This is a genomic window from Mesorhizobium sp. B2-3-6, from assembly GCF_006442305.1.
Classification (GTDB): Bacteria; Pseudomonadota; Alphaproteobacteria; order Rhizobiales; family Rhizobiaceae; genus Mesorhizobium.
Genome location: NZ_VFVW01000002.1, coordinates 653,751 through 672,709, shown reverse-complemented (window position 1 = coordinate 672,709; position 18,959 = coordinate 653,751). Strand labels below are relative to the sequence as shown.

General features: G+C 64.7%; 19 protein-coding genes. 8 read left to right on the top strand and 11 right to left on the bottom strand.

All coding sequences use genetic code 11. The features are described 5' to 3' along the window. A complete protein-coding gene (locus FJ953_RS08895; RefSeq protein ID WP_140498380.1) occupies positions 1 to 957 on the bottom strand; it encodes a LysR substrate-binding domain-containing protein in 957 nt (318 codons plus the stop codon). 177 nt (positions 958 to 1,134) lie between these two features. Between FJ953_RS08895 and FJ953_RS08890 the strand changes: the two genes are divergently transcribed. Beyond that, positions 1,135 to 1,425, top strand: a complete 291-nt coding sequence (locus FJ953_RS08890; RefSeq protein ID WP_140498379.1) for a DUF1127 domain-containing protein — start codon at positions 1,135 to 1,137, stop codon at positions 1,423 to 1,425. 170 nt (positions 1,426 to 1,595) lie between these two features. Here the strand turns inward: FJ953_RS08890 and FJ953_RS08885 are convergent, their stop codons facing one another. The 4 genes from FJ953_RS08885 to FJ953_RS08870 form a co-directional block, all read right to left on the bottom strand. Next, positions 1,596 to 2,639, bottom strand: coding sequence for a DUF937 domain-containing protein (locus FJ953_RS08885; protein WP_140623982.1), 1,044 nt, complete (start codon positions 2,637 to 2,639; stop codon positions 1,596 to 1,598). 99 nt (positions 2,640 to 2,738) lie between these two features. Beyond that, complete coding sequence (locus FJ953_RS08880) at positions 2,739 to 4,112, bottom strand: glutamate--cysteine ligase (protein ID WP_140515023.1); 1,374 nt, start codon at positions 4,110 to 4,112, stop codon at positions 2,739 to 2,741. Between the two features lie 244 nt (positions 4,113 to 4,356). Further along, positions 4,357 to 5,091: a 16S rRNA (uracil(1498)-N(3))-methyltransferase gene (locus FJ953_RS08875; protein WP_140623981.1), complete on the bottom strand. Its 735-nt coding sequence runs from the start codon at positions 5,089 to 5,091 to the stop codon at positions 4,357 to 4,359. A 31-nt stretch (positions 5,092 to 5,122) separates the two neighbouring features. Next, entirely contained in the window at positions 5,123 to 5,785 is a 663-nt protein-coding gene (locus tag FJ953_RS08870) for a hypothetical protein (protein ID WP_140515026.1), read from the bottom strand. Between the two features lie 88 nt (positions 5,786 to 5,873). On the opposite strand from FJ953_RS08870, the gene FJ953_RS08865 reads away from it, so the two are divergent. Together FJ953_RS08865 and FJ953_RS08860 are read left to right on the top strand one after the other, a co-directional pair. Then, complete coding sequence (locus FJ953_RS08865) at positions 5,874 to 6,572, top strand: type 1 glutamine amidotransferase (RefSeq protein WP_140624050.1); 699 nt, start codon at positions 5,874 to 5,876, stop codon at positions 6,570 to 6,572. 281 nt (positions 6,573 to 6,853) lie between these two features. After that, positions 6,854 to 6,994: a hypothetical protein gene (locus FJ953_RS08860; protein WP_181165325.1), complete on the top strand. Its 141-nt coding sequence runs from the start codon at positions 6,854 to 6,856 to the stop codon at positions 6,992 to 6,994. A gap of 40 nt (positions 6,995 to 7,034) precedes the next feature. Here FJ953_RS08860 and FJ953_RS08855 read toward each other — a convergent pair whose 3' ends face one another. From FJ953_RS08855 to FJ953_RS08845, 3 genes are read right to left on the bottom strand one after another with little or no spacing between them, the layout of a single operon-like run. After that, positions 7,035 to 7,802: a metallophosphoesterase family protein gene (locus FJ953_RS08855; RefSeq protein ID WP_140623979.1), complete on the bottom strand. Its 768-nt coding sequence runs from the start codon at positions 7,800 to 7,802 to the stop codon at positions 7,035 to 7,037. 39 nt (positions 7,803 to 7,841) lie between these two features. Beyond that, positions 7,842 to 8,978: an alpha-hydroxy acid oxidase gene (locus tag FJ953_RS08850; RefSeq protein WP_140623977.1), complete on the bottom strand. Its 1,137-nt coding sequence runs from the start codon at positions 8,976 to 8,978 to the stop codon at positions 7,842 to 7,844. A 25-nt stretch (positions 8,979 to 9,003) separates the two neighbouring features. After that, positions 9,004 to 9,807, bottom strand: coding sequence for an FCD domain-containing protein (locus tag FJ953_RS08845; protein ID WP_140515030.1), 804 nt, complete (start codon positions 9,805 to 9,807; stop codon positions 9,004 to 9,006). A gap of 210 nt (positions 9,808 to 10,017) precedes the next feature. On the opposite strand from FJ953_RS08845, the gene FJ953_RS08840 reads away from it, so the two are divergent. From FJ953_RS08840 to glcF, 4 genes are all read left to right on the top strand, one after another. Continuing rightward, positions 10,018 to 11,340, top strand: coding sequence for a DUF3422 family protein (locus FJ953_RS08840; RefSeq protein ID WP_140581214.1), 1,323 nt, complete (start codon positions 10,018 to 10,020; stop codon positions 11,338 to 11,340). A 160-nt stretch (positions 11,341 to 11,500) separates the two neighbouring features. Then, complete coding sequence (locus FJ953_RS08835) at positions 11,501 to 12,997, top strand: FAD-linked oxidase C-terminal domain-containing protein (RefSeq protein ID WP_140623975.1); 1,497 nt, start codon at positions 11,501 to 11,503, stop codon at positions 12,995 to 12,997. Positions 12,998 to 13,214: 217 nt separating this feature from the next. After that, positions 13,215 to 14,420, top strand: a complete 1,206-nt coding sequence (glcE, locus tag FJ953_RS08825; protein WP_140623973.1) for a glycolate oxidase subunit GlcE — start codon at positions 13,215 to 13,217, stop codon at positions 14,418 to 14,420. An 11-nt stretch (positions 14,421 to 14,431) separates the two neighbouring features. Then, positions 14,432 to 15,757, top strand: a complete 1,326-nt coding sequence (gene glcF, locus FJ953_RS08820; protein ID WP_140623971.1) for a glycolate oxidase subunit GlcF — start codon at positions 14,432 to 14,434, stop codon at positions 15,755 to 15,757. Positions 15,758 to 15,771: 14 nt separating this feature from the next. Here the strand turns inward: glcF and FJ953_RS08815 are convergent, their stop codons facing one another. Then, a complete protein-coding gene (locus FJ953_RS08815; protein WP_140498366.1) occupies positions 15,772 to 16,692 on the bottom strand; it encodes a bifunctional 5,10-methylenetetrahydrofolate dehydrogenase/5,10-methenyltetrahydrofolate cyclohydrolase in 921 nt (306 codons plus the stop codon). Between the two features lie 252 nt (positions 16,693 to 16,944). Then, entirely contained in the window at positions 16,945 to 17,679 is a 735-nt protein-coding gene (locus FJ953_RS08810; RefSeq protein WP_140560406.1) for a L,D-transpeptidase, read from the bottom strand. Positions 17,680 to 17,893: 214 nt separating this feature from the next. On the opposite strand from FJ953_RS08810, the gene FJ953_RS08805 reads away from it, so the two are divergent. Continuing rightward, complete coding sequence (locus FJ953_RS08805) at positions 17,894 to 18,532, top strand: DNA-3-methyladenine glycosylase I (protein ID WP_140560407.1); 639 nt, start codon at positions 17,894 to 17,896, stop codon at positions 18,530 to 18,532. A 2-nt stretch (positions 18,533 to 18,534) separates the two neighbouring features. On the opposite strand, the gene FJ953_RS08800 is transcribed toward FJ953_RS08805, so the two are convergent. Beyond that, on the bottom strand, positions 18,535 to 18,780 hold the full coding sequence (locus tag FJ953_RS08800; RefSeq protein ID WP_140560408.1) for a hypothetical protein: 246 nt from the start codon (positions 18,778 to 18,780) through the stop codon (positions 18,535 to 18,537). Positions 18,781 to 18,959: the final 179 nt, after the last annotated feature.

Genomic DNA, 18,959 nt, shown 5'->3' with positions numbered 1-18,959 from the left:
TTACCAGCCCGGCAGGATCTGGTTCGGCTTGGTTCGCCGCATCTTGCTGAAGGCGAGTGCCGCGAAATCGAACGTTCCCGCCTCTTCGCCAAGCGGCACCGAGATGTTGTCCAGGCTTTCGGAAATGTGCCGGGCCAGTGCATCGACGATCTCCGGCCGCGAGGTTTGGCCGCGCATGATGCCGATACGGCAGTCGGGCAGGGCGCCGAAGCCGTCGGCCTCGCCCAGCACCCGCATGCCGGGCCTGAGCGCGCATTCCGGCAGCACTGAGATCGCCAGGCCCGACAACACCGCGGCGGTGATGACCGTTGCGGAAAAGCTGGTGAACAGGATACGATAGTCGCGGTTCTGCTGGTCAAGCACGTCGACGGCGGCGCGTCGCCAGATACAGTTTGGCCGGCCAAAGGCCATAGGCAGCGTCTCCTGCTCGTGCGTGGCGTGGTTGGCCGAGGTGACCCACAGCAGCGGTTCGCGCCGCACCACCTCGGACTGGCCCCGCACGTCGTTATGCGTCACCAACGCCAGGTCGAGATTGCCGCGCTTGATGTGTTCGACCAGCCCCGGCGTCGGTTCGCAGACGACGGTCAGTTCGACGCGTGGATTGGAACGCGTGAAGCGCGCCATGATCTCGGGCAGGAAACGGTCGGCGTAGTCGTCCGGCGTACCGATCCGGATCGTGCCTTCGAGCCGCCGGTCGTCGAAGGCGGCCAGCGTTTCGCGGTTGAGATAGAGCAGCCGTCTTGCGTAGGAAAGCAGCTTGTCGCCTTCCTCCGTCAGTCTGTTGCTGCGCCCTTCCTTTTCGAACAGCGGCTTGCCGATCCGCTCCTCTAGCCGGCGCATCTGCATCGACACCGCCGACTGGGTGCGGTGCACCTCTTCGGCCGCCCGGGTGAAACTGCCAGTGTCGGCGATCGAGATGAAGGTCTGCAACTGATCGAGATCGAGCGGCGCTTTCATCGGCATGATCCATCACTAGTGTTGATGCTTAAGATTAGAAACATTCGTTGGATTAATCAATCGAGCAATGGCAAATTACTGATGTCCACATGAAGGCATGTGAATCGAAGCCGGAACGGCCGCTGTCGCCAGCGCCGATCGCCTGGTTTTGCCCGTTCGAGTCTGAAGGAGACCGACATGGTTACGTTTGATTTCGCCACCGAGACCTCGCGCATCACCACGCGTCCGGCCGTTGCGACGCGCGCGATCAATGCGGTCTCCAATGTCTACCAGGCCTGGAAAAACCGCCGTGCCTTCTATCGCCTCGGCGAGATGTCGGACGCCGAGCTTGCCGATATCGGCCTGACGCGCGCCGACCTGCACGTCGCCATCGACGTGCCGTTTGGCCGCGATCCGACGGCGATGCTGCGCGAAATCGCCAGCGATCGCGTCGAAACCATCGAGGACATCGCCCGCAGGGTGGCCTGATCGGTTGAATTTCGGTCCCGCTGAACCTTTTCATCAGTCAGCGCGACCAAGGTTCATGCAGGCTTCCCACTCCCTGCCGGTCCCCCGCCGGCCTGCCTGCACGCTGCCCGGTCCTCCCAAGGACCGGGCTTTCTTTTTGCGCTAGGCAAAAGCCAAAACCTGGGCGACGGCTACCGCCGATCCATGCCGCGCTTGAACTGGTCGAAAATCGACTCCATGCCTTTCTGGTAGTCGTCGCGCTGCTGCGCTCCGGTCTCGAACATCTTGCCGAACAGATCGTCGAACGAGTTCGTCGGCCTGCCGCTCGGATTGGCCTGCGGCTGCGGCGCCTGGGGCTGCCGCCGAGCTTGGGGCTGCGGCGCCGGCTGCCCGCCGCCGGATACCCCGCCTTGCCGCAGCATCTCCTCGAAGATCTTGCCCAGCGGACTGTCGCCATAGGGGCTCTGGGTCTGCTGCGGCTGAGGCTGGTCTTGCGGCGGCTGCGCGCCACCGCCGAACATGTCCTGCAGCACCTTGCCGAGCGGATTGTCGCCAAAGGGGTTCTGTGTCTGCTGCGGTTGCGGCTGGGATCGGCTTTGCGGCTGTGGCACGCCGCCGCCGAACATGTCCTGCAGCACCTTGCCAAGCGGGTTGTCCATCGGGTCTTGCGATGGCGGGCTCGGCTGCGGCGCCGGCGCCTGGGCGCCGCCCAGGCCGCCGCCTTGGCGCATCATCTGCTCGATGATCTCGCCCAGCGGATTGCTGCCGGCGGCGCCGAAGCCGCTGGCCGCCTGCATCTGCCCCCCGGCCAACTGATTGGTGGTCTGCTTGAACAGCCCGCCCATCATCATCGAGGCCAGGGCCGGCAGCATCTGTTGCAGCACCTGCTGGCTGATACCGGTCGCTTGCGCCGCCTGGCCGGCAACCGCGCGCGACAGATCCTTCGAGCCGAACAGATGCCCCAGAATGCCGTTGCCCTCATTGATGCCTTGCGGCGAGAAGGCCCGGGTCGCGTCCTCGAAATACTTGGCGTGCTGGCCGCTCGCCATCGCCGTCATGAAGGCGCCGAGCCCATAGGGATCGGCGGTGTTGCGCCTCAGTCCTTGCGAAAAGGCAGGCAGCAACGCCTCCACCGCAGATTGCGTCTGCTGCATCGAGAGCCCGTATTGTTGGGCAAGCGCCTGCATGCCGCTGCCGTTCTGGGCTTGTGCCAGCATGTCGAACAAGGAAGGCATTGGTCTCTCCTCCGGAAATCCTCGCCGGAGAAGCCTAATTCGTTTCCACCGCCGATTGAAGCGGCTTTTGCAGGAGCCTGGCCGCCTCGAAGCCGAGGGTTAATAGGCGTATTCCATGAACACCGGCTCGATCGAGCCGCCCCAGCGCGTGTGGTAGGCCGACAGCATCTCCTCGGCGCTGGTGGTGCCGCGCGCCACGACCTCGTCGAGCGTGTTGAGGAACGAGGTCTCGTCATAGCCGTCGCGGTTCTTCTTGCCGCGGTTCTTCAGCCCCATGCGCGAGATGGTGAGCACGTCGCGAGCGATGTCGCGCAACGTGGCGTTGCGGAACGGCGCCGAAATGCCTTGTTCGGGCACGGCGTTGCGCATCGCCAGCACTTCCCCGTAGGTCCAGCTCGAGGTCAGCGCCTCCGCCGCATCGAGCGCTGCCTCGTCATAAAGCAGCCCGACCCAGAAGGCCGGAAGGGCGCAGATGCGCCGCCACGGCCCGCCATCGGCGCCGCGCATCTCGAGAAAGCGCTTCAGCCGCACGTCGGGGAAGAGCGTCGACAGATGGTTAGCCCAGTCGCCCATCGTCGGCAATCCGTCCGGGATTTCATTGCGGACGGCCCCGGCCATGAACTGACGGAAGGTGACGTGCGTCATGTCGTGGTACTGGCCGTCGCGGATGACGAAATACATCGGCACGTCGAGTGCCCATTCGACATAGTCGGCAAAACCGAAATCGGGCGAGAAGCAGAATTCGAGCAGGCCCGAGCGTTGGTTGTCGGTGTCGCGCCAGATGTCGCCGCGCCAGCTCTGCAAGCCGTTCGGCCGGCTTTCCGTGAAGGGCGAATTGGCGAACAGCGCCGTCGACAGCGGCTGCAGCTTCAGCGACACCTGCATCTTGCGCCGCATGTCCACCTCGCTCTCGAAGTCGAGATTAACCTGGATCGTGCAGGTGCGGTACATCATGTCGAGGCCCTTGGTGCCGACCTTGGGCATGTAGCGCGTCATGATCTCGTAGCGCGACTTCGGCATTTTCGGCGTCTCGGCCAGCGACCATTTCGGGCTGCCGCCAAGGCCAAGGAAGCGGATGCCCATCGGCTCGGCGATCTCGCGCACCTGCGCCAGGTGGGCATTGCCCTCGCGGCAGGTCTGGTGGATCGTCTCCAGCGGCGCGCCGGAGAGTTCGAACTGGCCGCCGGGCTCCAGCGAAATCGCGCCCTGGCCGGTCGGCTCGACCAGGCCGATGATGCGGCCGTCATCGATGATGGGGTCCCAGCCGAGCTTTGACTGCATGCCTTCGAGGATGGCGCGTATGCCGCGCTCGCCGCCATAGGGCACGGGCCCGTTGCCGTCGACGTAGAACGGGAATTTCTCGTGCTCGGTGCCGATGCGCCACTTGTCCCGCGGCTTGTTGCCCTCGGCCAGATGCGCGACGAGTTCGTCCATGCCTTCGATCGGCCGGAAATCGGTTGTGTCGCGCGCCATCATCAAGCCCCTGCGGCGCTATGATCCCGAAATCGACCTCGATTTTCGGGATATGCGCCTAAATCAAAGTACTACAGCGGCCTTTGCGCGTCGACGCGCGGCACTGCAGGGCGGCCGGACGACCGCCGGCGCTAGATGGACGAAATGTCAGTAGCCGATCAAGCGAAAAATCCTGAGCCAGAGGTCAACAGGAATTGAACGATGCGGCTCTTCCCGTCTCCCTTGTGTGAGAAGGAAGAAACCCTCACCAATCGCCGATTGTGGCCTGCATCACCGCCAGTGCGGCCACGGCGGCCGTGTCGGCGCGCAGGATGCGCGGGCCGAGCGGAATGGCGGTAACGAAAGGCAGAGCGCGCAACAGCTTGCGCTCTTCGTCGGAAAATCCGCCTTCCGGCCCGACCAGCAGGCCGAGCTTCCTTTCGCTCAACGCTTGCAGCGTGGGCAGGGGATTGTTGGTCGAAGCGTCCTCGTCGCAGAAGATCAGCCGCCGCTCCTTGTCCCAGCCGGTCAGCAGGCGTTCGAACTTTTCCGCTTCCCGCACCTGCGGCACCGCAAGTATGCCGCACTGCTCGGCCGCCTCGACGACATTGGCGCGCAACCGGTCGATGGAGGGTTTGGCCACTTGCGTGTGCTGGGTGATGACCGGCTGCAGCACGCCGGCACCCATTTCGACCGCCTTTTGCACCAGATAGTCGAGCCGGCCTTGCTTCAGCGGTGCGAAGCAGTAGACGAGATCGGGCAGCGGCGGCTGCGGCCGTTGCCGCGCCAGCACCCTCAGCTTCACCGCCTTCTTGGACCTGGCCGCGATGGCCGCCGACCATTCGCCGTCGCGGCCGTTGAACAACAGGACCTCGGCGCCCTCGCCAAGCCGCAGCACATGCAGAAGATAATGGCTCTGCTGGTGGCCGGCGTCGAACTCGATCTCCGGCCCGAGATCGTCGGGCACGAACAGGCGTTGCATCTTGTAATTGGCGCGCATGGCCGAGGAATGGGCGAGCCGGCGGTTGGCGTCAAGCCTTGGCGGAAGGATGCCAGACGGGTTCGTAGCCTCGCCTCAGCACCCCGATCGTGGTCGGCGGCGTCAGCAGCCGTAGCGGCCGATGAGCGAGGTCGTTGAAATCCTGCGCTCCGCAATATCCTGCGAACGACCAGCGCAGCGCCTTGCCGCGACGCAAGGCGTAGGCATTGCCTCCACCCTCGACCATCGTGCCGTCGGGCAGGCCTGCAAGCTCGTCAGCCGCCACCACCGGCGGCTTGCCGCCCGCGGCCAGCCGCTCCTTGTGCAGCCGCTTGTCGACCTGCGGCGCGCGCGGCTCCGTTATGCCGAAGGCTTCGCCGAAGCGACCCACAAAATCCCTGGCCCGTTCGCGCCGGCAGAAGAAGCAGGGCCGATGGCCCGCCGCCAGCGCCGTCACCTCGTCGAGGAAGAACAGTTCCGTCCAGCCCGCCTTGGGTCCCGATAGATCATCACGTCGCCGGTTGCGGCCCATCGGCTCGCGCCGCACGTCGCCGAAGTCGCAGACGCAGATGATCCAGGCGTGAAGCGCCCAGCGTTTTTTCAACAGCGTCCTGGTCTCGGGATCGTGGATGATGCCGCGATTGCCCATGAACAGGCCGCGCTCGGGCACGGCGTGGATAGCGCCGAACGGATCGACCCGGTTTTGCAGTGGCATAGTTTTCTCCGCGCGCCCGCATCTTGGCTGAAATGCCGGCGCCATGATATCGCTCGTCGCATCGTTTTCACGTCAGCAGGGTTTTGCGATGCGGGTGCTGGTGGTCCAGAACTACGACAACACCGGCCTCGGCCAGGTCGGCGCGGCACTTGCGGAAGCCGGTGCCGATCTCGACATCCGCCTTCCTTACAAGGGCGATCCGCTGCCGGATGATGCGAACGGCCACGACGCCATGGTGGTGCTCGGCGGCGGCCAGAACGCGCTGGCCGACGATGAATATCCCTATTTTCCGGCGCTGCTCGAACTTATCAGCGATTTCGCCGGCCAGGACCGCGCGGTGCTCGGCATCTGCCTCGGCAGCCAGCTGGTTGCCCGCGCCTTCGGCGGCGAGAACCGCATCGGCGGCGCCAACGAATTCGGCTGGCGCGGCGTGTCGCTGACGCCGGACGCCAAGGCCGATCCGGTGCTGGCCGAGCTTCCGGAAAAGTTCCCGATCTTCCAGTGGCACGACGACACCTTCGTGCTGCCTGAAGACGCCGTGCGGCTCGCCGGCAATGATGTCGCCGAGAACCAGGCGTTCCGCGTCGGCCGCGCCGTCTACGGCTTCCAGTTCCATTTCGAGGCCGATCGGCCGCTGGTGAAGGACTGGAGCACCTCTTTCGCGCCGATCATTGCAGCGCGCCACCCCGACTGGGCCGGCAAGCTCGAGGGCGAAATGGCCCGTAACGGACCGGATGCCGATGCTGCCGGCCTTGCCATCGCCCGCGCATGGGTGGCGACGATCTGAGCATCATCTCTGCGGACCAGGGCGTGGCATAATTGGCACGCGGCGGTGAATCCGCCTGGGGAAAACCGGTTTCGTCCTTGGCTTGTGTACGCCCGCCATCCTAGAAGGCGCGCGCTCTGCATCACCGGTGCAACCGCGACGGACCATTGTGTGGCCCGTGCGACACACCGCCGATACAGAACGTGCCTAGAAGCGCGAAATCGTCGAAACTTTGAGACGTATTTTCGGTTTCAACGCATTGGTAACCGCCTCGTGCACAGATGCAGGAAGCTCAACAAGAGATGACGTCCGTGAAAGCAGCGCTTCTGTCCTTTGCCATGATGTCCGCCATCGTGATTTGCGGTCTCGGCATCTATGCGGCCGATGCCGCCAACAACCACAACGCCGTCGACGGCTACGGCGTCACCGCTTCGCTGCGCTGAATAGCCGGACCGTTCGCGTCGTTTCCGCGACGCGCGCCACTCAAGCTTCCCTTATTGTCATTGTCAGAATGCGTTTGTCGGCGCCCTCGACAACGAGCGCGCTCAGCATGCCTGATTGCCAGGCGAGCGTATCGACATTGACGCGGTTGGCCATGACTTCCGCCTCGGGAACGGGCGTGTGGCCGTGCACCACGATCTTCGGGAAAAGGCCGGCGTGATCGTGGAAAACGTCGCGGATCCAGATCAGATCCTGCGGATTTTGGTTCTCCAGGGCAACGCCTGGCCTGATGCCGGCATGGCAGAAAAAGAAGTCGCCGAAGCTGATTGAGAAGGGTAGCGAACGCAGGAAGTCGATATGGCGTTGCGGTACGGCTTCGAGCAGAGCCTGATGTCCCCGTCTCATCGTCTCCATCCTGCCGAACCAGCCGGCGTCGGCAGCGAGGGGCACACCGTAGGATAGCGCCGTCTGGACGCCGCCATAGCGCATGAAAAGCCCGTCCGGGTCAGGGGTATCGAGAAAATCGAGAAAGCCGAGATCGTGATTGCCGGCGAGCATCACGTTTCGCGGATCGCGTTTGCGCGCCTTGATCAGGAAATCGACGACGTCCTTGGAGTCCGGCCCACGGTCGACATAGTCGCCGAGGTGGATGACGCGCCAGTCGCGAGCCGGCTTCCATTCGAGCTCGCTCTCGATCCGCTGATGCATGGCGGCCAGCAAATCGAGCCGGCCATGGACATCGCCGATTGCGTAGAGCCGCATGCCGTCCGGTCCGCGCGCGTCCAGGAAATGAATGTCGGGTTCTGCCAACGTATCGCTGTCTCCGTGATCAGGCCGTCGCCGACCTGGCTAGCGCCGGATCTGGTCCTTGCCCATGTCGGTCACCAGACGTTTTCCGCACAGCGCCAGTGTGATGTCCATCTCCTTACGGATGATTTCCAGCGCCTTGGTAACGCCTTCCTTGCCGAGCGCGCCCAGGCCGTAGAGAAACGGCCGGCCGATATAGGTGCCCCTGGCGCCGAGGCACAGTGCCTTCAGCACGTCCTGGCCGGAGCGGATGCCGCCATCCATGTGCACCTCGATCCTGTCGCCGACCGCGTCCGCGATTTCCTCCAGCGCCATGATCGACGAGGATGCGCCGTCCAACTGACGCCCCCCATGGTTGGAAACCACGATCGCATCGGCGCCCGTTTCAGCGGCCATCAACGCGTCTTCCTTGTCGAGAATGCCTTTCAGGATCAGCTTGCCGCCCCAGCGTTCCTTGATCCAGGCGACATCCTTCCACGACAGATGCGGGTCGAACTGCTCCGTCGTCCATGACGCCAGCGAAGCCACGTCGCCGACGCCCTTGGCGTGGCCGACGATGTTGCGGAACGTGCGGCGCTTCGTGCCGGCCATGCCCATCCACCAGCGCGGACGGACCGCGATGTTGGCCATGTTGGCCAGCGTCATCTTGGGCGGCGCCGAAAGTCCGTTGCGGACATCCTTGTGCCGTTGGCCGAGGATCTGCAGGTCGAGCGTCAGCACCAACGCCGAGCATTTCGCCGCTTTTGCCCGGTCGATCAGGTCAAGCACGAAGTCCTTATCGCGCAGCACGTAAAGCTGGAACCAGAACGGCTTCTTCGTCACCGACGCGACATCCTCGATCGAGCAGATGCTCATCGTCGACAGCGTGAACGGCACGCCGAATTCCTCGGCCGCCTGCGCCGCCAGCATCTCGCCGTCGGCATGCTGCATGCCGGTCAGGCCGGTTGGGGCCAGCGCCACCGGCATGGCCACCTTCTCGCCGATCATGGTCGATTCCAGTGAGCGGTTGCTCATGTCGACCAGCACGCGCTGGCGGAACTTGATCTTCTGGAAGTCCTCCTCGTTGGCCCGGTAGGTGCTCTCGGTCCATGCGCCGGAATCGGCATACTCGAAGAACATCCTGGGCACGCGCCGTCGCGCCAGGTCCTTGAGGTCGGCAATGGTGAGAATGTCGCTCATCGTGTCCCCGCTTGATCGATATCGTTCAGGAGCGTTTGCGCGCCGGTTCGGCATCGCCGGCTTCAGAGCGTTGCCTGAGCCTGAGCCGCGATACGCGCTGCCAGTCGCCGCTGCGCTCGGCTTGCGCCATCGACCGCTCGACATAGATCATGTGGTCCATCGCCGCCTGCCGCGCGCCGGCCGGGTCGCCGGCCTTGACCGCGATGTGGATCGCCCGGTGCTGGGCCAGCAGCGCATCGCGCGCGCCGGGCACCGTGAACACCAGCAACCGGTTCTGGAACACGCCTTCCGACAGCAGCCTGTAGCAGGAGCGCAGCGTATGCAGGAGCAGGATGTTGTGCGCGCATTCGCAGATCGCATGATGGAATTCGACGTCGATCTCGGCTTCGTCGTCGAAATCCCCGGTGCGGTGCGCTTCGTCCATGCGTGCCATGATGCGGTCGAGCAGGGCCAGGTCCTCCGGCGTGGCGCGCCGCGCCGCATATTCGGCGGCGATCCCCTCCACCTCGCGGCGATACTCCAGGTAATCGGCCACCGCCTTGCGGTGCGTCGAGATCAGGTCCGCCACCGGCTTGGTGAACAGCTGGCCGATGATGTCGGCGACATATGTGCCGCCGCCCGGCCGCGTCGTCAAAAGGCCGCGTCCCTCGAGCGCCTTCAGCGCGTCGCGCAGGATCGGCCGGGACACATCGAACTGGCGTGCCAGCTCGCGCTCGCCAGGCAGCCGGTCGCCGGTGCGCAGCACGCCTTCGAGGACGAGGCTTTCGATCTGCTGCACCACCTCGTCGGCGGTTCGCGAGTGCTCGATCCTGGAAAAAATGTCGCTCAACGGCATGCCTGGGAGTGTTGAACCGGTGTCGCGCAAGATAAAGCCAGCGTCGCCAACTGGTCAAATTATTTATCCAATTGGCCGAAGCGTGTCGGCTTCCCCGCTCGCGCCCCTATCCTCTTCGGCTAAACTTTGCTGTTTGCGTCAGGAGCCTATTGGCTCTAGAGGACGCAACTGCAAGAGGGTTCAAAGAAACCCGGGGAACAAGCCGTGTCGCACGACCCGTCCAATCTCGAATTTCAGCCGCGCGCCAAGGGCAGCGTGCTCGGATTTCCGGCGCATGAGGGACGGCCCGGCGCGCTGGGCGAAGTCCATGCCCGTCCGCACCCGCTGATCGAGAAGCCGCGTGTGCTGATCCAGCTCGCCTTCATGACCGAGGGTGGCGCCGGCGTCGATCATTCGGTGCTTTCCGAGTTGTCGCGCCGGCTCGGCATAGCCGCGCCCGACCGTCAGGCCCGCCATCACGCCATGAGATGGGGCCAGGGCTCGTTGCGCTGGGAGCGGCATACCGAATTCTCCACCTATCTGTGGGAAGGGCCGCTTGCCGAAGGCGGCAAGGGCCAGGAGGATTCGCCGTTCGGCAACGGATTTTCTCCACCCGGAACCGTTATTTCAGGCATCCGGCTCGAGATCCGCAAATGGACGCAGGCGGGCGAGCGGTCGATCGCCGGCTTCGATCCGACCAGCCTCTGCTATTCGCTGGTCGAACGCGGCAATGCTGCAATCGTCACCGATTTCCGCCAGGATGGCGACGGCCTGACCCGTATGCTGATCCTTGACCGCGGCCTGACGCCGGCCAGCACCGGCGCCTTGTCGCAGCGGCTGATCGACATCGAGACCTATCGCACGCTGGCCATGCTCGGCCTGCCGCTGGCGCTGGCCTTGTCCGGCCGCGCCCGCCGTATCGAGGACAGGCTGGCCCAGATCACGCTGGAGATGAAACTCGCCGAGACCCGCGACAGCCAGAAATTGCTTGCCGACCTGACCGAACTCGCGGCTGAGTTGGAAGCTGACGCGGCGTCGAGCCTCTACCGGTTCGGGGCCAGCCGTGCCTATGACGGCATCGTCGGCGAAAGGCTGGAAGCGCTGGAGGAAGAGGCCGTACAGGGATATGACACCTGGGCGGGGTTCCTGCGGCGGCGCATGGCGCCTGCCATGCGCACCTGCCGTTCGGTCGAGGAGCGTCAGGCCAATCTGTCGCGCAAGCTGACGCGCGCCACCACGCTGCTGCGCACCTGGGTCGATGTCGAGGTCGAGAAGCAGAACCGCGACCTGCTCGCCTCGATGAACAATCGCGCCCGGTTGCAACTGCGCCTGCAGCAGACCGTCGAAGGCCTGTCGGTCGCGGCCGTTTCCTACTATGTCGTCGGCCTCGTCGGCTATGTCGCCAAGGGCGCCTCGATCTTCGGCCATGCCTTCGCGCCCGAAGTGGTCACGGCGGCGTGTGTGCCGCTCGCCATCCTGCTGGTCTGGTGGGGCGTGCGGCGGGTGCGGCGCATGCATTCCGAGCCGACGAAACATCCGGGCGAGTAGGCGCGCCTTTACTTCCCACAGGGTAAAGCGCGCCAGCGGCAGATTGCCGCTACGGAAGGCGTCCGTTGCGTCCGTGTCCGCTCTCGGTCAAAGCGGGGTTTGCAACCGACGCCCTTCACTGGTAAAAGATTTTGACCAGTCACGCGAGATGAGGCTGCCGATGTCCGGCCTTGCCATGCCCAAGCCAGACGACGCCACGATGCGCCGGCGCGGCGAGATCGTCGCCGACATGCGCATTATCGTGCCGGGCGAGGGTGTGGTCGACGCGGCCAACGAAATGCGCGCCTTCGAAAGCGATGGCCTGACCGCCTACCGGCAATTGCCATTGGTCGTGGTGCTTCCCGAAACGGTGGCACAGGTTTCGCGCGTGCTGAAATACTGCAATGACCGCAACATCCGCGTCGTGCCGCGCGGCTCCGGCACCTCGCTGTCGGGCGGCGCGCTGCCGCTGGAGGACGCGGTGCTCCTGGTCATGAGCCGCTTCAACCGCATTATCGAGATCGATTTCCCCAATCGCATCGTCGTCGCCCAGCCGGGCGTCACCAATCTCGGCATCACCACCGCCGTCGAGCAGGAGGGTTTTTACTACGCCCCCGACCCATCTTCCCAGATCGCCTGCTCGATCGGCGGCAATGTCGCCGAAAATTCCGGCGGCGTGCACTGCCTCAAATACGGCCTGACCGCCAACAATGTGCTCGGCATCGAGATGGTGCTGATGAGCGGCGAGGTGGTGCGGCTCGGCGGCAGGCATCTGGACGCGGAGGGCTACGACCTGCTCGGCGTCATGACCGGCTCCGAAGGCCTGCTGGGCGTCGTCACCGAAGTCACCGTGCGCATTTTGAAGAAGCCGGAGACGGCACGTGCGCTGCTGATCGGCTTCCCGACCAGCGAGCAGGGTGGCCAATGCGTCGCCGACATCATCGGCGCCGGCATCATTCCGGGCGGCATGGAGATGATGGACCGCCCGGCGATCCACGCGGCGGAGGATTTCGTCCATGCCGGATATCCCCTGGATGTCGAGGCGCTGCTGATCGTCGAGCTCGACGGGCCGGGCGTCGAGGTCGATCATCTCATCACCGCGGTCGAGGCGATCGCCATCCGCAACGGTTCGACCACCTGCCGCATTTCGCAGTCGGAGCAGGAGCGGCTGAGCTTCTGGGCAGGGCGCAAGGCAGCCTTCCCCGCGGTCGGCCGTATCTCGCCCGACTATTATTGCATGGACGGCACCATCCCGCGCAAGGAACTGCCGCGCGTGCTGGCCGGCATGCGCGAGCTCTCCGAAAAATACGGGCTCGGCGTCGCCAATGTCTTCCATGCCGGCGACGGCAATTTGCATCCGCTGATCCTCTATGACGCCAACGTGCCGGGCGAACTCGACAAGGCCGAGAGTTTCGGCGCCGACATATTGCGGCTGTGCGTCAAGGTCGGCGGCGTCTTGACCGGCGAGCATGGGGTGGGCGTCGAGAAACGCGACCTGATGCCGGAAATGTTTAACGGGATCGACCTCGACCAGCAGATGCGCGTCAAATGCGCCTTCGATCCCAATCATCTGCTCAACCCGGGAAAGGTGTTCCCGCAGCTGCGCCGCTGCGCGGAGCTGGGGCGCATGCATGTGCATCGCGGAGAGTTAGCGTTTCCGGACATTCCGAGGTTTTGAGGGTTATGTCAGCGCCTGAACGCCCCCCTCTGTCCTGCCGGACATCTCCCCCTCACGGGGGGAGATTGGCAGCTTCGTCGCTTCGCCCTTCCGCCAACGCTGGAGATTGGCGAAACCCGGCGCGGCATCCAATCTCCCCCCTTGAGGGGGAGTTGTCCGGCAGGACAGAGGGGGGCGCGAAGGAACGCGGCATTCCCGCATATTGCGCATCGGCGCCATGACCACCTTCACTCCCATCACCCCTTCCGAAGTTCTCTCCACCGTCGCCTGGGCGGCGGCGGAAGGCTCGCCGCTCGAAATCCTCGGTCACGGCTCCAAGCGCGGCATCGGCCGTCCGCTGCAGACCGAGCACACGCTCGACCTGTCGAGGCTCGCCGGGGTCACGCTCTATGAACCAGCCGAACTGGTGCTGTCGGCAAAGGCCGGCACGCCGCTGGCCGAAATCGAGACGCTGCTGGCGCAAAACGGCCAGCAACTCGCTTTCGAGCCGATGGATTACGGCCCGCTGCTCGGCGGCGAGCCGGGCAAGGGCACGCTTGGTGGTGCGCTTGCAGCGAACCTCTCCGGCCCGCGCCGGCTGAAGGCGGGGGCGGCGCGCGACCATATCCTGGGCATCAACGTGGTGTCCGGCCGCGGCGAGGCATTCAAATCCGGCGGCCGCGTGGTCAAGAATGTCACCGGGTACGATTTGTCCAAGCTGATGGCCAACAGCTGGGGCACGCTGGCGGTGTTCACCGACGTCACCTTCAAGGTGCTGCCATCGGCCGAGACCGAGGTCACGCTCGCTGTCCGCGGCCTGCTCGACGATGCGGCCGCCGCGGCGATGGCGCTGGCGCTCGGCTCCAGCGCGGAAGTATCGAGCGCCGCGCACCTGCCGGAGCGGATTGCCGCACGGGTTGCCGCAGGCGTGCTCGGCAACGATGCGGCCACGCTGCTGCGGGTGGAAGGTTTTGGCCCCTCCGTCGTCTATCGCATCGCCGCGCTGAAGACGTTGCTCGGAAATGCCGGACCACTCGAAGAGATTTCCAGCGAAGCGTCGGCTGCCCTGTGGCGTGACGTGCGCGATTGCAGGCCTTTCGCGGACAACAGCGACAAACCGGTCTGGCGCGTATCGATGGCGCCTGCCCAGGCGCACCAGATGGTTTTCACGCTGCGCATGCAGGCTGCCGTCAGCGCCTTCTATGATTGGCAGGGCGGACTGGTGTGGCTGCGCATGGAGGAGGGTGACCCGGAAGCGACGCTGCTGCGCGGACTTCTGAGAAAACATGGCGGCGGCCATGCGACATTGGTGCGCGCGGCTCCTTCGCACCGCGCCGCCCTGCCGGTGTTCGAGCCGCAGGCTCCCTCACTGGCAGCGCTCAGCCAGCGGCTGAAGCACGAATTCGACCCCAAGAACATCCTCAATCCCGGCCGCATGGCCTAGGACATCAAGAGATGCAGACCAATTTCTCGCCCGCACAGCTTGCCGACCCGCATGTCGCCGAGTCGGAAAAGATTCTGCGCAAATGCGTGCATTGCGGCTTCTGCACCGCCACCTGTCCAACCTATGTGACGCTGGGCAACGAGCTCGATTCACCGCGCGGGCGCATCTACCTGATCAAGGACATGCTGGAAAACGGCCGCCCGGCCGACAAAGAGATCGTCACCCATATCGATCGCTGCCTGTCCTGCCTCGCCTGCATGACCACCTGCCCGTCTGGCGTCAACTACATGCATCTGGTCGACCATGCCCGCGCCCATATCCAGCAGACCTATAGGCGGCCGCTGCTCGATCGCCTGACCCGCGCCATGCTGGCCTTCGTCCTGCCCTATCCCCCGCGTTTTCGCGCCGCGCTCAAATTGGCGAAACTGGGCAAGCCGTTCATCGGCCTGTTCGAGAAGATCCCGGCATTGAAGCCGCTTGGCGCAATGCTCAAGCTCGCGCCGGAATCGATCCCGGGAGCATCGCCGATGGCTTCGCCGGGCACCCATACCGGGCAGGGGGCGAAGAGGGGCCGCGTCGCCATCCTCACCGGTTGCGCGCAATCGGTGCTCGATCCCGCCATCAACGACACGACCATTTCACTGCTGACGCGGCTTGGCGTCGAGGTCGTGGTGCCGCCGGGCGAGGGCTGTTGCGGCGCGCTCGTCCATCACATGGGCCGCGAGCAAGCCGCCCTTGCTTCTGCAAGGCAAAATGTTGATGCCTGGACCCGCGCGATTGAACAAGGCGGGATCGATGCCATCATCATCACCGCGTCGGGCTGCGGCACGACCATCAAGGATTACGGTTTCATGCTGCGGCTTGATCCGGCCTACGCCGAAAAGGCTGCACGTGTCTCCGCGCTGGCCAAGGACATTACCGAATACCTGACCGCCATCGACCTGCCCGAACCGGTGCGCAAGCCGGGCACGGTCGTCGCCTATCATTCGGCCTGTTCGATGCAGCACGGCCAGAAGATCACCCGCCAGCCTAGGGAATTGCTGGCCAAAGCCGGTTTCATCGTGCGCGAGCCGCGCGAAGGGCATTTGTGCTGCGGTTCGGCCGGCACATACAACATCCTGCAGCCGGAGATTTCGGCCGGGCTGCGCGACCGCAAGGTGAAAAACATCGAGGCTACCGGCGCTTCGGTCGTCGCCACCGGCAATATCGGCTGCATAACGCAGATCGCATCCGCCGCGAAGCTGCCGGTGGTGCATACGATCAAGCTGCTCGACTGGGCCTATGGCGGGCCGAGGCCGGAAGGTGTCGCCGAACCCGGCCTGATCGCCGCTGAGTAGGGGCCGCCCCGGCGTTATTCGGCCGCCAGCCTGTCGATCGTGCCGTAGGTCGCCTCGTAGAGCGCGCGCTGGCGGCTGAGCGCCACCATCGTGTTGCGCAGCAGGATCGCAACGGTGATCGGACCGACGCCGCCCGGCACCGGAGTGATCCAGGAGGCCACGTCCTTCACGCTGTCGGTGTCGACGTCGCCGACGATACGGGTGGAACCGTCCGGCAGCGTCTCGGAATTGATGCCGATGTCGATGACGGCCGCACCCGGCTTTACCATGTCGGCCTTGATCAGGCGCGGCTTGCCGACGGCGACGAACAGCGCATCGGCGCGGCGCGCGTGCGCGGCGACCGAGCGCGTCATGTGGTGGCAGACCGTGACCGTCGCGCCTTCGCTCATCAAGAGGAAGGCGATCGGCTTGCCGACGATCTCGGAGTGGCCGACCATCACCACTTCCAGGCCCTTGAGGTCGAGGCCGGTTTCCTTGAGCAACTCGACCGAGGCGGCCGCCGTGCAGGGCGCCAGATCGAGCTGGTTGTAGACGATGTTGCCGATCGAGGCCGGATGCATGCCTTCGACGTCCTTCAGCGGATGCACCGCCGCCTGCAACGTCCTGATCGGGATATGTGCCGGCACCGGCCGCTGGATGATGATGCCGGTAACGCGCGGATCGGCGTTCAGGCCGTGGATCGCCGCTTCCAGTTCGCCCGCGGTGATGGTGGCGGGAAAGCGCCGTTCGTCGAAATCGATGTCCGCCAGCTCTGCCTTGGCGCGCTGGTTTCGTACATAGACATCCACCGCCGCCGTATCGCCGACGGTGATCGACACCAGTTTGGGCGGGAACCCTTCGGCCCTTGCGATCGCCGCATCCTCGCGCACGGCGGCGATGATGCGCCGGGCAACCGGGCCGCCCTTGAGATAGCGGCTGTCGTCGGACAGTGACATGATCGGACTCTTCTGGCGTAAGCGTTGCCTTGCCATAGCAAAAGAACAGCGGCAATGGCAGCACGAATGCGAACCGTCATGCCTTTTGCGCGACGTGCGGGCGCGGCAGTGCTTCGTCCGAAACGGAAAGGGCAGCACGGTTTCCCGTGCCGCCCTTTCTGACCGGCCGCATCCCCATACGGCCCGTCCCCCGTTATTCCTTCCGATCCCGGGAAGCGCTGCGCTTCCGGATCGGGTGATTCGCAGCAACTATTATATCACCTCGACAGTGGTTCCGACATCGACCCGTTCATAAAGGTCGACGACATCCTCGTTGCGCATGCGGATGCAGCCCGACGACACGGCGCCGCCGATGGTCCAGGGCTGGTTGGTGCCGTGGATGCGATATTCCGTACTGCCGAGATAGAGCGCGCGCGCACCGAGCGGGTTCTCCATGCCGCCGGCCAGGTAGGTTGGCAGGTAGCGCCCCTTGGCGGCCTCGCGCTTGATCATCGCGGCCGGCGGGCGCCAGTCCGGCCAGACCCGCTTGTTGGTGATCTTGTGCGTGCCCGACCATTCGAAGCCCGGCTTGCCGGTGCCGACGCCATAGCGCCGCGCCTTGCCGTTCTTTTCGACCAGATAGAGGAAGTTCTGGGTCGTATCGATGACGATGGTGCCCGGCTTCTGGGAGCCGTCATAGGCGACTTCCTGCGGCAGGTAGATCGGATTGATCTGCGGGCGCGCGACCATGCGCTTGGCCGGGGCCGGCACGGCTGCCGTCTGCACGCGGTCGGGCTGCGCATAACGCGGGCGCGGCTGCTGCGCGACCTGCCGGTTCTGCCGCACGATCCCCGGCGCTTGGCCAAGCTGCAGCACCCAGGGGGCCGAAAGGTCGGGGCTCACCATCACCGGCGGTCTGTCGGCATAGCGGTCTCCGGCCGTGGAAGGTGTGACGCCTGCGGCAAACGCAGCCACGGCGCCGAGCACGGGAAACAAAACTCTCTTCATCGGGAAAGCACCTTGATCGTCTGACAAACCGGGTGGAAACGACCTCCCGGTTCAGCGATCATTGGCGCGGGAACAGCAACCGAAACATGAATCGGAATGTGTAAAATGCGGAACTGTCGGTAAACCTTTCGGTGTGGTTACCGCCGCGTTCAGGAATCTGGTAAAGCCAAGGTAAAGCAGCGCAACCAGCGCGTTAACGAATGGAATTCTCGCCATGGACAAGGAAAAAACCGGCCTTCTCGCCGGACCCGACGGTGTCGCGCGCTGCTTCTGGCACGGCAATCTGCCCGACTACCTGCATTATCATGACCATGAATGGGGCCGCCCGGTGGCGGACGACCGCCGGCTGTTCGAGAAGATCTGTCTCGAAGGCTTCCAGTCGGGCCTGTCCTGGCTGACCATCCTGCGCAAGCGCGAGAATTTTCGCGCCGCTTTCGCCGGATTCGATTTCGACAAGGTCGCCGCCTTCACCGACAAGGACGTCGAGCGCCTGCTCGGCGATGCCGGCATCATCCGCCATCGCGGCAAGATCGTCTCGACCATCAACAACGCCAAACGCGCCCGCGAAATGGCCGATGAATTCGGCTCGCTCGCTGCCTGGTTCTGGAAGTTCGAACCCGGCAGGGAGGAACGGCCGCAGGTCGTCGACCTCGCCCATCTGCGCGCCAATCCGACCACGGCGGTCTCGATCCGCATTTCCAAGGATCTGAAGAAGCGCGGCTGGACCTTCGTCGGCCCGACCACGGTCTACGCCTTCATGCAGGCGATGGGTCTGGTCAACGATCATCTCCAGGGGTGTGTGTGCCGCAAGGAGGTCGAGAAGGAGCGGAAGGCTTTCAAACGGCCGAAATAGCCTCAGGCGCCGTTGGCACTACCCAGGAACAGGCCGGCGACGATCGCGACCACGGTGGCGACGGTTGGATAGATCACCAGCAGGCCGGTCACCAATGCGTCGCGCAGGGAAGGTCCGGTATCGGCGTGTACCTCGAACGGTCCGGCCGGCTGGCCGATCATGCTGGGAGCATGGACATCTGCGGCGCGCAGGCGTGCCGGCATGTCGCCCGCATCCCTGTTGTCGTGAAATTCCACCGCGCTCATCATGTCCCGAACCCCTCCATTGCGGTGCGCTGTATCGGCCTCGATTATGTCGGCACGATGCCGCGCCGATGGCGGGATTGTTTCATTTTCGGTGCGTTTTTGTTTCGGCGAACGCCCGCGTGCCTTCTCGCATGCATGGAGACAGCGCCTGCCGCCGGCCTTGCCCGGTAGGACCTGTTCGG

Coding starts and splice junctions, on each gene's coding strand:
- FJ953_RS08835 (WP_140623975.1), top strand. CDS start 11,501: ATGTCCGGCCTTGCCATGCCCAAGCCAGACGACGCCACGATGCGCCGG.
- glcE (WP_140623973.1), top strand. CDS start 13,215: ATGACCACCTTCACTCCCATCACCCCTTCCGAAGTTCTCTCCACCGTC.
- FJ953_RS08810 (WP_140560406.1), bottom strand. CDS start 17,679: ATGAAGAGAGTTTTGTTTCCCGTGCTCGGCGCCGTGGCTGCGTTTGCC.
- FJ953_RS08880 (WP_140515023.1), bottom strand. CDS start 4,112: ATGGCGCGCGACACAACCGATTTCCGGCCGATCGAAGGCATGGACGAA.
- FJ953_RS08885 (WP_140623982.1), bottom strand. CDS start 2,639: ATGCCTTCCTTGTTCGACATGCTGGCACAAGCCCAGAACGGCAGCGGC.
- glcF (WP_140623971.1), top strand. CDS start 14,432: ATGCAGACCAATTTCTCGCCCGCACAGCTTGCCGACCCGCATGTCGCC.
- FJ953_RS08875 (WP_140623981.1), bottom strand. CDS start 5,091: ATGCGCGCCAATTACAAGATGCAACGCCTGTTCGTGCCCGACGATCTC.
- FJ953_RS08815 (WP_140498366.1), bottom strand. CDS start 16,692: ATGTCACTGTCCGACGACAGCCGCTATCTCAAGGGCGGCCCGGTTGCC.
- FJ953_RS08805 (WP_140560407.1), top strand. CDS start 17,894: ATGGACAAGGAAAAAACCGGCCTTCTCGCCGGACCCGACGGTGTCGCG.
- FJ953_RS08860 (WP_181165325.1), top strand. CDS start 6,854: ATGACGTCCGTGAAAGCAGCGCTTCTGTCCTTTGCCATGATGTCCGCC.
- FJ953_RS08890 (WP_140498379.1), top strand. CDS start 1,135: ATGGTTACGTTTGATTTCGCCACCGAGACCTCGCGCATCACCACGCGT.
- FJ953_RS08870 (WP_140515026.1), bottom strand. CDS start 5,785: ATGCCACTGCAAAACCGGGTCGATCCGTTCGGCGCTATCCACGCCGTG.
- FJ953_RS08895 (WP_140498380.1), bottom strand. CDS start 957: ATGAAAGCGCCGCTCGATCTCGATCAGTTGCAGACCTTCATCTCGATC.
- FJ953_RS08800 (WP_140560408.1), bottom strand. CDS start 18,780: ATGATGAGCGCGGTGGAATTTCACGACAACAGGGATGCGGGCGACATG.
- FJ953_RS08865 (WP_140624050.1), top strand. CDS start 5,874: ATGCGGGTGCTGGTGGTCCAGAACTACGACAACACCGGCCTCGGCCAG.
- FJ953_RS08850 (WP_140623977.1), bottom strand. CDS start 8,978: ATGAGCGACATTCTCACCATTGCCGACCTCAAGGACCTGGCGCGACGG.